Genomic DNA, 12353 nt, shown 5'->3' with positions numbered 1-12353 from the left:
CTCCTCAGCGCAGCTTGGGGTCGAGGGCGTCGCGCACCGCGTCGCCGAGCATGATGAACGACAGCACGGTGACCGCCAGCGCTCCCGCGGGCCAGAGCAGCATGTGCGGGGCGTTGCGGATGTAGTTCGACGCGGCGGAGATGTCGATGCCCCAGGAGACGGCGGGTTCCTTCAGGCCGACGCCGAGGTAGGAGAGGGTCGCCTCCAGGGAGATGTACGTGCCGAGCGCGATGGTCGCCACGACGATGACGGGGGCGATGGCGTTCGGGGCGACGTGGCGGAGCAGCATCCGCGAGTTGGAGGCGCCGAGCGCGCGGGCTGCCTGGACGTAGTCGTTCTGTTTGGCGGTGATGACGGAGCCGCGGGCGATGCGGGCGATCTGCGGCCAGCCGAGCAGGACGATGAAGCCGACGACGGGCCAGACGGTGGAGCTGGTGACGACGGAGAGGAAGACCAGGCCGCCGAGGACCACCGGGATGCCGAAGAAGACGTCGGTGATGCGGGAGAGCACGGCGTCCCAGCCGCCGCCGAAGAACCCGGCGAGCCCGCCGAGGATGCTGCCCAGGATGCCGACGCCGAGGGTGGCGCAGACGCCGATGGTGACCGAGGTGCGGGCGCCGTAGACGACGCGGGTGTAGACGTCGCGGCCCTGCCCGTCGAAGCCGAAGGGGTGGCCGGGTTCGCGGCCCTTCTGGGCGTCGGCGAGGTCGGCCTGGAGCGGGTCGCCGCCGGCGATGAGCGACGGCCAGATCGAGATGACCACCAGGAAGAGGATGACCAGGCCGGAGACGATGAAGACCGGGTTGCGCCGCAGGTCGCGCCAGGCGTCGGACCAGAGGCTGCGGGGCTTCTCGGAGGGGCCCCCGCCGTCGTGGCCGGGCGGCTTCTCCAGGGTCTCGCCCTCCTCCAGGGCGAGGTCCATGGGTCCGCCGGCTCCCGCCGGTGAGATCGCCCCGTCCTGCGAGTACGGCTCAGGCTCAGGCATAGCGGATCCTCGGGTCGAGTACGGCGTACAGGAGGTCGACGATCAGGTTGGCCGCCAGGAAGACGAGGACCAGGACGGTGACGAACCCGACGACGGTCTGGGTGTTCTGGCGCAGGATGCCCTGGTAGAGCTGGTAGCCGACGCCGTGGATGTTGAAGATCCGCTCGGTGACGATGGCGCCGCCCATCAGGGCGCCCACGTCCGTACCGATGAAGGTGATGACCGGGATCAGCGAGTTGCGCAGCAGGTGGCGGACGATCACCCGGCGCCGGGGCAGCCCCTTCGCGGTGGCGGTGCGTACGTAGTCGGCCCGGGTGTTCTCGGCGATGGAGGAGCGGGTGAGCCGCGCGACGTAGGCGAGCGAGACCGAGGCGAGGACGAGCCCGGGGACGATCAGTTCGTCGAGCGGGGCGGCCGAGGAGACCGAGGGGCTGATGATGCCCCACTTCACGCCGAGCAGCAGCTGGAGCAGCAGGCCGGTGACGAAGGTCGGGATGGAGATGACGACCAGGGTCAGGATCAGCACGGTGGTGTCGATGGGCCGGCCCCGCTTCAGGCCGGTGAGGACACCGAGGCTGATGCCGATGACGATCTCGAAGAAGATGGCGACGAGGGTGAGCCGGATGGTGATGGGGAACGCGGTGGCCATCAGCTCGGTGACCTTCTGCCCGTTGAACGCGGTGCCGAAGTCGCCGGTGAAGACGTTGCCCATGTACGTCAGGTACTGCTGCCAGACGGGCTTGTCGAGGCCGAACTCGGATCGCAGCTGGGCGGCGGTGGCGGGGTCGCACTGGCGGTCGCCGCAGAGACCCGCGATGGGGTCGCCCATCACGTTCACCATGAGGAAGATCAGCAGCGTGGTGCCGAAGAAGACCGGGATCATCTGCAGCAGCCGCCGGATCACATAACGTCCCATGTGGGGCTCCGGGGGGTCGGGGCGGAAGCGTGGGCCAGGACCGGGAAGCCGGGTGGCCGGGGCGGTGGGGTCCGCTCCGGCCACCCGGCTTCAGCGGGTCACTTGACCTTGATCTCGTTGTAGACGGGGACGCTGAAGACGTTCAGCGAGACGTTCGAGACGCGGTCGGAGTAGCCGGCGCTGCCGTTCTGGTACCAGAGCGGGATGACCGGCATCTGCTCGACGAGCACCTGCTCGGAGTCCTGGAAGGTCTTCACCGCGCCGGCCTTGTCGGTCTCGGCGTTGGCCTTGTCGACGAGGTCGTCGAACTCCTTGTTGCTCCACTTGCCGTCGTTGGACGAGGCGTTGGTGTAGTAGAGCGGCTGGAGGAAGTTCTGGATGAGCGGGTAGTCCATCTGCCAGCCCGCGCGCCAGGCGCCGGTCAGCTTCTGCTGGGAGACCTGGTTGCGGAAGTCGGCGAAGGTGCCGACGGGGCCGCCGACGCAGGCACGGTTGTTGTCCAGCGCCTTGTTGATGCTGTTGCAGACGGCGTCGACCCACTCCTTGTGGGAGCCGGTGTCGGCGTTGTACGAGATCTTGAGCTGGCCACCGGGGATGCCGCCGGCGTCGCTGATCATCTTCTTCGCCTCGTCGGCGTCGTACTCGCACTCCTTGCCGCACAGGCCCTTCTTGAAGCCGCCCTCGTCGCCGAGGACAGGGGAGGTCCAGTCGGAGGCGGGGGTGCGGGTCTGGTGGAAGATCTGGTCGGTGATCTGCTGGCGGTTGATCGCCATCGACAGCCCCTGGCGGACCTTGCGGCCGTTCTCGGTGTCCCACTCCTTGTCGTAGAAGGGGAAGGCGAGGGTCTGGATGATGCCGGCCGGGGTGTTGATGTAGCGGTCGCCGAGGTCGGACTGGACGTTGGTGAGCTGGGAGGCGGGGATGTCGTCGACGAGGTCGAGGTTGCCCGCGGTCAGGTCGGTGTAGGCGGTGTTGTTGTCGGTGTAGACCTTGAGGTCGATGCCGCCGTTCTGCGCCTTGTCGTCGCCTGGGTAGTCGTCCCAGCGGCGCAGGTTCATCGAGGAGCCCTTGGCGTAACTGTCGATGGTGTACGGGCCGTTGCCGACCGGCTTGGAGAGCCAGCCGTCGTGGTCGTCGAAGAAGCTCTGGGGCAGCGGCGAGAAGGCGGCGTAGCCTAGGGTGTCGGGCCAGAGCGAGAACTTCTGCGACAGCTTCACGGTGAAGGTGAGGTCGCCGGTGGTCTTGAGGCCGGAGAGCGTGGTGGCCGAGGCGGAGCCGCTCTCGGGGTGGACCTTCTCGTAGCCGTCGATGTACTGGAAGAAGTAGGCGTTCTTCTGGTTGTTCTTCAGCGCGGCGCCGTAGTTCCAGGCGTCGACGAAGGACTTCGCGGTGACTTTCTCGCCGTTGGAGAAGGTCCAGCCGTCCTTGACCGTGATGGTGTAGTTCGTCGCGTCGCTGGACTCGATCTTGTCGGCGAGCATGTTCTTCGCCTCGCCGGTCTTCGGGTCGTACCGCTTGAGACCCCGGAAGAGCATGTCGAGGACCTTGCCGCCCTGCACCTCGTTGGTGTTCGAGGGCTCCAGCGGGTTCTGCGGGTCGCCCCACGAGGAACTCACGATCCCGTCGGCGCCACCACCGCCGCCACCGCCGCCGCTGTCGCCCCCGCCGCAGGCCGTCGCGGCCAGTGCGACGGCCACCGCGCATGCGGCCCACTTGACGTGTGTGGCTCCGCGCATGGAGTGCCTCCTATGAGTCCTATGGGTAGCTCAGCCCATCGGAACCCATGCGCACCCCCGCCGCATGTTCACGTCGCCCGTACGGGGACCGGGCGCCGGTCCGTACACCCGCACACCGCCCGGTACGCCGACGGGCCCGTGCGCGGGGAACGCCGGAGCGTTCCGCGCGCACGGGCCCGTGCGGGGTGTTCGGGATCAGGCCGCGTGGATGACGTCCTTCTCCTCGGCGAAGTGGCACGCCGAAGCGTGGGCCGCCGGGGTGTCCACGGACTTGAAGCGCTCGGGGATCGCGAGCAGCGGGGTCTCCGCGGCGCACTTGTCCTGCGCCTTCCAGCACCGGGTGCGGAAGCTGCAACCGGACGGCGGGTTCGCCGGCGACGGGACGTCACCGGAGAGGATGATCCGCTCGCGGCCCTCGCGGGCCTCCGGGTCGGGGACCGGGACCGCCGACAGCAGCGCCTGGGTGTAGGGGTGCGTCGGGTGGTCGTAGATCTCCGCGTCCGAGCCGATCTCCGCCATCTTGCCGAGGTACATGACCCCGACCCGGTCGGAGATGTGCCGGACGATGGACAGGTCGTGCGCGATGAAGAGGTAGGAGAGGTTGAACTCGTCCTGCAGCTTCCCCATCAGGTTGATGACCTGGGCCTGCACCGAGACGTCGAGCGCGGAGACCGGCTCGTCGCAGATGATGATCTCCGGGTTGAGCGCGAGGCCGCGGGCGATGCCGATGCGCTGGCGCTGGCCGCCGGAGAACTGGTGCGGGTACCGGTTGATGTACTCCGGGTTCAGGCCGACGACGTCCAGCAGCTCCTGCACCCTGCGGCGCCGGTCGCCCTTCGGGGCCACCTCGGGGTGGATCTCGAAGGTCTCGCCGATGATGTCGCCGACCGTCATGCGCGGGTTGAGCGAGGTGTACGGGTCCTGGAACACCATCTGGATGTTCCGGCGGACCGCCTTCAGCGCCCGGCCGGACAGCTTGGTGATGTCCTGGCCCTTGTAGAAGACCTCGCCGGCCGTCGCCCGCTCCAGCGTCATCAGGAGCTTGGCGACCGTGGACTTGCCACAGCCGGACTCGCCCACGATGCCGAGGGTCTCGCCCGCGTACAGGTCGAACGAGACGCCGTCCACGGCCTTGACCGCGCCGACCTGCTTCTTGAACAGGATGCCCTGGGTCAGCGGGAAGTGCTTGACCAGGTTGCGGACCTGGAGGATCGGCTCACCCTGCGCCACGGGGGCGTCGATGGCGGCGACCGCCTCGGCCTCCGTGGCCGCGTCGACCGTCTCCACGGGGGTGACGCTCGGGGTGGCGTCCACGGTCTTCTTCTCGATGTCAGCCATGGATCGTCTCCTTCCAGAAGTGGCAGGCGCTGCCGCGGCCCGCCTGCTCGGCGCCGTCCCGGTCGGTCACCTGGTGCAGCACCGGGATCTCGGTACGGCAGATGTCCTGCGCCATCGTGCAGCGCGGGTTGAACGCGCAGCCCGAGGGGACCTTGAGCAGGTTCGGCGGCAGGCCCTTGATCGCGAAGAGCTCCTGCCCCTTCTGGTCGAGGCGCGGGATCGACTCCAGCAGACCCTTGGTGTAGGGGTGCGCGGGGGCCTTGTAGATCTCGTGCACCGGCGCGGTCTCGACGATCCGGCCCGCGTACATCACGGCGATCTTGTCGGCGACGTCCGCCACCACACCGAGGTCGTGGGTGATCAGGATGAGACCCATGTTGTACTCGCGCTGGAGCTCCGAGAGCAGGTCCATGACCTGCGCCTGGACCGTCACGTCGAGAGCCGTGGTGGGCTCGTCGGCGATGATCAGGTCGGGCTCCAGGGCCAGCGCCATGGCGATCATGATGCGCTGGCGCATACCGCCGGAGAACTGGTGCGGGTAGTCCGAGACACGCGCGGCGGCGGCCGGGATCTTGACCTGGTCCATCAGCTCGATGGACTTGGCCCGCGCTTCCTTCTTCGAGAGGCCCCGGTGCACCCGGAACATCTCGCCGAGCTGGTACCCCACGCTCAGCACGGGGTTGAGGGAGGAGAGCGCGTCCTGGAAGATCATCGCGATCTTCCGGCCGCGGATCTGCCGGCGCTCCTCGTTGGACATCTTGAGCATGTCCTGGCCGCGGAAGAGGATCTCGCCCTGCGGGATCTTGCCCGGCGGCATGTCGAGGATGCCCATGATCGCCTGCGCGGTCACGGACTTGCCCGAGCCCGACTCGCCGAGCACGGCGAGCGTCTCCCCGGCGTTCACCTGGTAGTTGACACCGTTGACGGCCTTGGCCACGCCGTCCCGGGTGTGGAACTCCACGTGCAGGTCACGTACTTCGAGCAGGGGGCCGACGTGGTCGTCCCCCGAGCGCGCGGCCGGGATTTCTACGAGTTGATCGATGCTGGTCACGTGCGCCCTCCTTATCGCGTCTTCGGGTCGAGGGCGTTACGGACGGCTTCGCCGAGCATGATGAACGCCAGGACGGTGAGGCTGAGCATGATCGACGGGTACAGCAGGATGTGCTGCGCCACCCGGATCTGGCTCGTACCGTCGGAGATGTCCATGCCCCACGAGACCGTGGGGGCGGCGAGGCCGAGGCCCAGGTAGGACAGGGTCGCCTCGGCGGAGATGTAGACACCGAGCGAGATGGTCGAGACGACGATCACCGGGGCCATGACGTTCGGCAGGATGTGCCGGAACAGGATGCGGTTGGTGCCCGCTCCCAGCGCCCGGGCCGCCTGCACGAAGTCGGCCTGCTTGACGGTGATCACCGCTCCGCGCATCACGCGGGCGATCTGCGTCCAGCCGAGGAAGGCCAGCGCCAGGACGACGACCCAGATGGAGCGCTCGGTGAACGCCTGGAGGACGACCATCGAACCGAGCAGGAAGGGCACGCCCAGGAAGACGTTGGTGAAACCGGAGAGCACCGCGTCGATCCAGCCGCCGAAGTAACCGGCGAGCATGCCGATCAGTCCGCCGAACACGGTGACCAGCAGCGTCACCGCGATGCCCACGATCACCGAGGCACGGGTGCCGTAGATGACGCGCGCGTAGACGCTGCGGCCCTGGCCGTCCCAGCCGAGCCAGCCGTCCGAACCGACCTTGCTCAGCTGGGGCTTGCCCAGGAAGTGGTGCACCAGGTCGCCCGTGGTGGGCGAGGCGTCGGTGAACAGGCCGGGGAACGCCGTGATGAGAAGCAGGATCACGATGAGGGCGGCCGAGATCAGGAAGTACCAGTTGCGGCGCAGGTCTATCCAGGCGTCGCCCCAGAGGCTGCGCGCCTTCTCGGTCTTGACGGCCTCGACGGGCTCGGCCGCGGACATGGGGTCCTCGGGGGTGGTCGCGGTCTTGGTCATGTCAGGCATACCGGATCCTCGGGTCCAGGACCGCGTACAGCAGGTCGACGATGAGGCTCATGACGAGGTAGACGAGCACCAGGATGGTGACCAGTCCGACGAGGGTGGTGCCCTCGCGTCGGACGATCGAGTCGAAGATGGTGCCGCCGATTCCCTTGACGTTGAACAGGCCTTCGGTGACGACCGCGCCACCCATCAGGGCACCGAGGTCCGTGCCGAGGAAGGTGACGACCGGGATCAGCGAGTTGCGCATCAGGTGCACGCCCACGATGCGGCGCTTGGGCAGGCCCTTGGCGATCGCGGTGCGCATGTAGTCGGCGCGCAGGTTCTCCGCCATGGTCGTCCGGGTGAGCCGGGCGACGTACGCGAGCGAGAGGGAACCGAGCACGATGCCCGGCGTGAAGAGCTCGCCCAAGGTGGCGTTGTTCGAGACGTTGGGTTCGATCCAGCCGAGCTGGAACGCGAACACCGACTTGATGAGGAAGCCGATCACGAAGACGGGCATCGAGATGATCAGCAGCGTGACGATGAGGACGATGTTGTCCGTCAGCTTGCCGGCGCGCAGGCCGGCGATCATGCCGAGTCCGACACCGAGGACGATCTCGATGACGAAGGCGATTCCGGCGAGTTCCAGGGTGACCGGGAACGCGTCGCCGAGAACGTCGGTGACGGGCCGTCCACTCGCTATCTGGTTGCCGAAGTCGAAGTGGAAGAGAATCCCCTTCATGTAATCCCAGTACTGCACCAGGATCGGCTGATCCAGCCCGAGTTGGTGTCTCATCGCCGCGAGGGTCGCCGGGTCGGCGCCCTTGTCCCCGAAGAGCCCGCGCACGGGGTCGCCGGGCAGCGTGTAGACCATCAGGAAGATCAGCAGGGTTGTCCCGATGAAGACCGGGATCATCTGGAGCAGTCGCCGTGCGACATAGCGCCCCATCGTGCCTCCATGTAAATCGGCAGCGGCAGCCGACGGGCCCTCCCGTGCGACGGACCTCCCCGATGGGTCGGTCCGAGGTGCGGAAGGGCCCCCCGGCCACTGCGTGCAGGCTTTGGTACAGGTCCGATGTCAGTTCGGTCCGGTACCGGCCCGCTGACTACGTCGGTGTTACTTCTTGACCTCGACACCGGTCAGGATCGGGTCGCCGTCCTGGGCGTACTGGACGTTCTGGACCTTCTCGGAGTAACCGGCGTTGACCTTGTAGTACCAGAGCGGAATGGTCGGCATGTAGTTGACCAGTTCCTTCTCGATCTGCTGGTAGGCCTTCACCGACTCGTCGAGCGAGGCGGCGGAGTCCGCGGCCTTGATCTCCTTGTCGAGCGCCGGGTTGGAGAAGCCACCCTGGTTACCAGCGGCGCCGGTCTTGAACAGGTCGCTGATGAAGTTGGCGTTGACGGGGTAGTCGAGCACCCAGCCACTGCGGTAGAAGGACTTGACCTCCTTCGCGTCACGCGCGTTCAGGTCGGCCTGGAAGTCCGTCTTGGAGTCGCCGACGCACTCGACGCCGGTCGCCTGCTTGATGCTGTTGCAGACGGCCTCCACCCACTCCTTGTGACCGCCGTCGGCGTTGAACTGGATGAAGACCTTGTTGCCCGGAACACCGCCACCCTCCTTGATGAGGGCCTTGGCCTTGGTCGGGTTGTAGGTGGTGACGTCACCCGCGACGTTGTCCTGGTAGCCGAGGACGCCCTTGGCGACCCAGCCGGTCGCCGGCTCACGCGTGCCCTGGAGGACCGTCTTGGTGATGGTGTTCCGGTCGATCGCCATCGAGAGGCCCTGGATGACCTTCGGGTCGACGCCCTTGAAGGTCGGCGAGTAGAAGGCGACACCCAGCGTCTGGATGGCGGAGTACGCCTGGTCCACGGCGCGGTCACCGAGGTCGGCCTTGTAGACCGGGAGGTCCTTCGGCGCGAGCTGGCGCAGCACGTCCACGTTGCCGGACTTCAGGTCCTCGTAGGCGGTTTCGAGGGTGGTGTAGTTCTTGAAGATCACACCACCGTTCTTCGCCTTGTCCGGACCCTTGTAGTCGTCGTTGCGGACGACCTTGATCTGCTTCTTGTGGTCCCAGCTGACGAACTTGTACGCGCCGTTGCCGACCGGCTTCTCGCCGGCGGCCTTCGGGTCCGCGTAGAAGGACTCGGGCAGCGGCGAGAACACCGTGTAGCCGAGCTTGTACGAGAAGTACGGCAGCGCGGAGTTGAGCTCGATGGTGAACGTGGTGTCGTCCACGACCTTCAGGCCGGACATGGCGTCGGCCTTCGGCTTGGCGCCGTCACCGTCGGGGTGCACGTCCGCGTAGCCCTTGATGTCGCTGAACCACGACGCGTTGGTCTGCGCGTTCGTGATGTTCGCGGCCCAGTTCCAGGCCTTGACGTAGGACTCCGCCGTGACGGGGGTGCCGTCGTGGAACTTCCAGCCGGCCTTCAGCTTGACGGTCCACAGCTTCGAGTCGGTGGTGTCCACGGACTCGGCGTTGACCATCTCGAGCTTGCCGGTGGGGTCGTAGTCCACGAGCTGCGAGAAGATCGCGTCCGTGACGATGCTGCCGTTCGACTCCATCGTGTTGGCCGGCTGCAGCGGGTTCTGCGGCTCGCCGACCTCGATGGAGAAGATGCCGTTCGGGTCGACCGCGCCCTTGGCACTCCCGCCGGACTTGGCGCTGTCGTCGTCGTTGCCGCCACAGGCCGTTGCGGCCAGGGCGATGATGGCCGCTCCCGCGACCCACTTGGCGCTCTTGGCACCGCGCATGGGTTTCCTCCTCATGAGTCCACTTATGACTACAAGAGGGGCACCTCTCGCCATCCCCTCCCCTCTGAGGGTGATGGTCATGGTGCCCCAAGTGTGCTCGTGAGTCGGCGCACTCCCCACAGTGCGTGACCCATTGACCCGAGCTCAATGCAGCCAACTATTGGGCACCGCGAGGCTGTAAACCACACTTAAAGGGTCTCGGTTTGACAACATCACCTCACCCTCTATGACCGAAATCCGGACAAACTGAGTCCAGACAGACACCCCCGAAACGGACTGTTAACACAGGTTTCGGAGAGCAACGCCCGATAACCGGACACAGAAGTGACGAAAATCAATTGACGAAGGCCCGGCCTCCCACAGTGTCTGCGGGAGGCCGGGCCTCATGTCAATGCCCCGTATCGGGTTCAATCCCGAGTTCGGCGATCTCCGGCCAGTGGCCGAAAGTGATCGGCGACCGGAGAGTGACCGGTGGTCAGCGCTTGGCGCGCGACGCGGAGCGACCGCGCTCCTTGGCATCCAGGACGACCTTGCGGATACGCACGGTCTCCGGGGTCACCTCGATGCACTCGTCCTCGCGGCAGAACTCCAGGGACTGCTCCAGGGAGAGCTTGCGGGCCGGAACCACGTTCTCCGTGGTGTCGGCCGACGCCGCACGCATGTTGGTGAGCTTCTTCTCCTTGGTGATGTTGACGTCCATGTCGTCGGCGCGGGAGTTCTCGCCGATGATCATGCCCTCGTACACCTCGGTGCCGGCCTCCGTGAAGATGACACCGCGCTCCTGCAGGTTGACCATCGCGAACGGCGTGACCGAACCGGAACGGTCGGCGACGAGCGAACCGTTGTGACGGGTGCGCAGCTCGCCGAACCACGGCTCGTGGCCCTCGAAGATGGAGTGCGCGATGCCGGTGCCGCGGGTCTGGGTGAGGAACTCCGTACGGAAGCCGATGAGGCCGCGGGACGGGACGATCCACTCCATGCGGACCCAGCCGGAGCCGTGGTTCGTCATGGTCTCCATGCGGCCCTTGCGGGTCGCCATGAGCTGGGTGATGGCGCCCAGGTGCTCGTCGGGCGAGTCGATGGTCATGCGCTCGATGGGCTCGTGCGTCTTGCCGTCGATCTGCTTGGTGACCACCTCGGGCTTGCCGACGGTCAGCTCGAAGCCCTCACGGCGCATCTGCTCGACCAGGATGGCCAGCGCGAGCTCACCGCGTCCCTGGACCTCCCAGGCGTCCGGGCGCTCGGTGTCGAGGACGCGGAGCGAGACGTTACCGATCAGCTCGCGGTCCAGACGGTCCTTCACCTGGCGGGCGGTGACCTTGTGGCCCTTGCCGCCCTTGCCGACGAGCGGCGAGGTGTTGGTGCCGATGGTCATCGAGATGGCCGGCTCGTCGACCGTGATCAGCGGCAGCGCGATCGGGTTCTCGGGGTCGGCCAGCGTCTCGCCGATCATGATGTCGCCGATACCGGCGATGGCGCAGATGTCACCGGGACCGGCGACCTCGGCCGGCTTGCGGGTGAGCGCCTCGGTCATGAGGAGCTCGGTGATGCGGACGTTCTGCTGGCTGCCGTCGCGCTTGATCCAGGTGACGGTCTGGCCCTTGCGCAGCTCGCCCTGCTCGACGCGGCAGAGCGCGATACGGCCGAGGAAGTTGTCGGCGTCCAGGTTGGTGACGTGGGCCTGGAGCGGCGCGGCCTCGTCGTACTCCGGAGCCGGGACGTGCTCCAGGATGGTGGTGAAGAACGGCTCCAGGTCCTCGCTGTCCGCGGGGACGGTGCCGTCCTCCGGCTTGGTCAGCGAGGCGACGCCGTCACGGGCGCAGGCGTAGACGATCGGGAACTCGATCTGGTTCTCGTCCGCGTCCAGGTCCAGGAACAGGTCGTACGTCTCGTCGACGACCTCGGCGATGCGGGAGTCGGGACGGTCCGTCTTGTTGATGCAGAGGATGACCGGCATCTTCGCCGCGAGCGCCTTGCGGAGCACGAAGCGGGTCTGCGGCAGCGGGCCCTCGGAGGCGTCGACGAGCAGGACGACCGCGTCCACCATCGACAGGCCGCGCTCGACCTCACCACCGAAGTCGGCGTGGCCGGGGGTGTCGATGATGTTGATCGTGATCGGTTCCCCGCCGGCCTTGGGGTGGTACTTCACCGCCGTGTTCTTGGCGAGGATCGTGATGCCCTTCTCACGCTCCAGGTCGTTCGAGTCCATCATGCGGTCGTCGAGGCTCTCGGCGGCGTGCGCGGCGAAGGCACCGGCCTGCTTGAGCATGGCGTCGACCAGCGTGGTCTTGCCGTGGTCGACGTGGGCGACGATGGCTACGTTACGGATGTCGTGGCGCGTGGGCATGGGTGGAATGCGCTTCTCTCGGATCGTGGGATCAGGCGTCGCAGTCGGTCTCAGGTCCTCGTACGCCCCGCCGGGCTGACACGCCACGGCTTGTCCCATGGTACGGGCCAGCCGCACGCGGGGCTTCCCGGCCCGATCCGCGAGACCGCTCTTCCCCGAGGATTCAACGGATATTCAGCGGTGGGGACCGGTCCCGGACCGGCTCAGGGACGCCGGAAGAGGCCGCCGCGACCTCCCCGCACCCCCCCTCTGCGGTGCCTCCGCCAAGGCACGGACACCGGCCCGGACGC

At 67.1% G+C, this 12353-nt stretch carries 9 protein-coding genes; all 9 read right to left on the bottom strand.

Annotated features, from left to right (window positions below):
- Positions 1–4: 4 nt before the first annotated feature.
- The 9 genes from OG599_RS22535 to typA all read right to left on the bottom strand — a co-directional run bounded on the left by OG599_RS22535 (position 5) and on the right by typA (position 12063).
- The gene (locus OG599_RS22535; protein ID WP_327177786.1) at positions 5–985 is read right to left on the bottom strand and encodes an ABC transporter permease; all 981 of its coding nucleotides are present in this window, start codon (positions 983–985) and stop codon (positions 5–7) included.
- Positions 978–1901, bottom strand: a complete 924-nt coding sequence (locus OG599_RS22530; RefSeq protein WP_327177785.1) for an ABC transporter permease — start codon at positions 1899–1901, stop codon at positions 978–980. The genes OG599_RS22535 and OG599_RS22530 overlap by 8 nt, the downstream gene beginning before the upstream one ends.
- 98 nt (positions 1902–1999) lie before the next feature.
- On the bottom strand, positions 2000–3637 hold the full coding sequence (locus tag OG599_RS22525) for a peptide ABC transporter substrate-binding protein (RefSeq protein WP_327177784.1): 1638 nt from the start codon (positions 3635–3637) through the stop codon (positions 2000–2002).
- A gap of 195 nt (positions 3638–3832) precedes the next feature.
- Entirely contained in the window at positions 3833–4975 is a 1143-nt protein-coding gene (locus OG599_RS22520) for an ABC transporter ATP-binding protein (RefSeq protein ID WP_327177783.1), read from the bottom strand.
- Positions 4968–6026, bottom strand: coding sequence for an ABC transporter ATP-binding protein (locus OG599_RS22515; RefSeq protein WP_327177782.1), 1059 nt, complete (start codon positions 6024–6026; stop codon positions 4968–4970). The genes OG599_RS22520 and OG599_RS22515 overlap by 8 nt, the downstream gene beginning before the upstream one ends.
- Positions 6027–6037: 11 nt before the next feature.
- On the bottom strand, positions 6038–6982 hold the full coding sequence (locus OG599_RS22510; protein WP_327177781.1) for an ABC transporter permease: 945 nt from the start codon (positions 6980–6982) through the stop codon (positions 6038–6040).
- Positions 6975–7907, bottom strand: a complete 933-nt coding sequence (locus OG599_RS22505) for an ABC transporter permease (RefSeq protein ID WP_327177780.1) — start codon at positions 7905–7907, stop codon at positions 6975–6977. Before OG599_RS22505 ends, OG599_RS22510 begins: the two co-directional genes overlap by 8 nt.
- A 168-nt stretch (positions 7908–8075) precedes the next feature.
- The gene (locus tag OG599_RS22500; RefSeq protein WP_327177779.1) at positions 8076–9716 is read right to left on the bottom strand and encodes a peptide ABC transporter substrate-binding protein; all 1641 of its coding nucleotides are present in this window, start codon (positions 9714–9716) and stop codon (positions 8076–8078) included.
- Between the two features lie 475 nt (positions 9717–10191).
- Positions 10192–12063 carry a translational GTPase TypA gene (gene typA, locus OG599_RS22495; protein ID WP_327177778.1) on the bottom strand — a complete coding sequence of 624 codons (1872 nt, stop codon included), beginning with the start codon at positions 12061–12063 and terminating at the stop codon, positions 10192–10194.
- Positions 12064–12353 lie beyond the last annotated feature (290 nt).

It is taken from the genome of Streptomyces sp. NBC_01335, assembly GCF_035953295.1.
Classification (GTDB): Bacteria; Actinomycetota; Actinomycetes; order Streptomycetales; family Streptomycetaceae; genus Streptomyces.
Note: the sequence above shows the minus strand (reverse complement) of the source record. Positions and strands in the feature narration are given on the sequence as shown.

Excerpts from the sequence above, each read along its gene's own strand:
- OG599_RS22505 (WP_327177780.1), bottom strand. The coding sequence starts at position 7,907 with ATGGGGCGCTATGTCGCACGGCGACTGCTCCAGATGATCCCGGTCTTC.
- typA (WP_327177778.1), bottom strand. The coding sequence starts at position 12,063 with ATGCCCACGCGCCACGACATCCGTAACGTAGCCATCGTCGCCCACGTC.
- OG599_RS22535 (WP_327177786.1), bottom strand. The coding sequence starts at position 985 with ATGCCTGAGCCTGAGCCGTACTCGCAGGACGGGGCGATCTCACCGGCG.
- OG599_RS22510 (WP_327177781.1), bottom strand. The coding sequence starts at position 6,982 with ATGCCTGACATGACCAAGACCGCGACCACCCCCGAGGACCCCATGTCC.
- OG599_RS22520 (WP_327177783.1), bottom strand. The coding sequence starts at position 4,975 with ATGGCTGACATCGAGAAGAAGACCGTGGACGCCACCCCGAGCGTCACC.
- OG599_RS22525 (WP_327177784.1), bottom strand. The coding sequence starts at position 3,637 with ATGCGCGGAGCCACACACGTCAAGTGGGCCGCATGCGCGGTGGCCGTC.
- OG599_RS22500 (WP_327177779.1), bottom strand. The coding sequence starts at position 9,716 with ATGCGCGGTGCCAAGAGCGCCAAGTGGGTCGCGGGAGCGGCCATCATC.
- OG599_RS22530 (WP_327177785.1), bottom strand. The coding sequence starts at position 1,901 with ATGGGACGTTATGTGATCCGGCGGCTGCTGCAGATGATCCCGGTCTTC.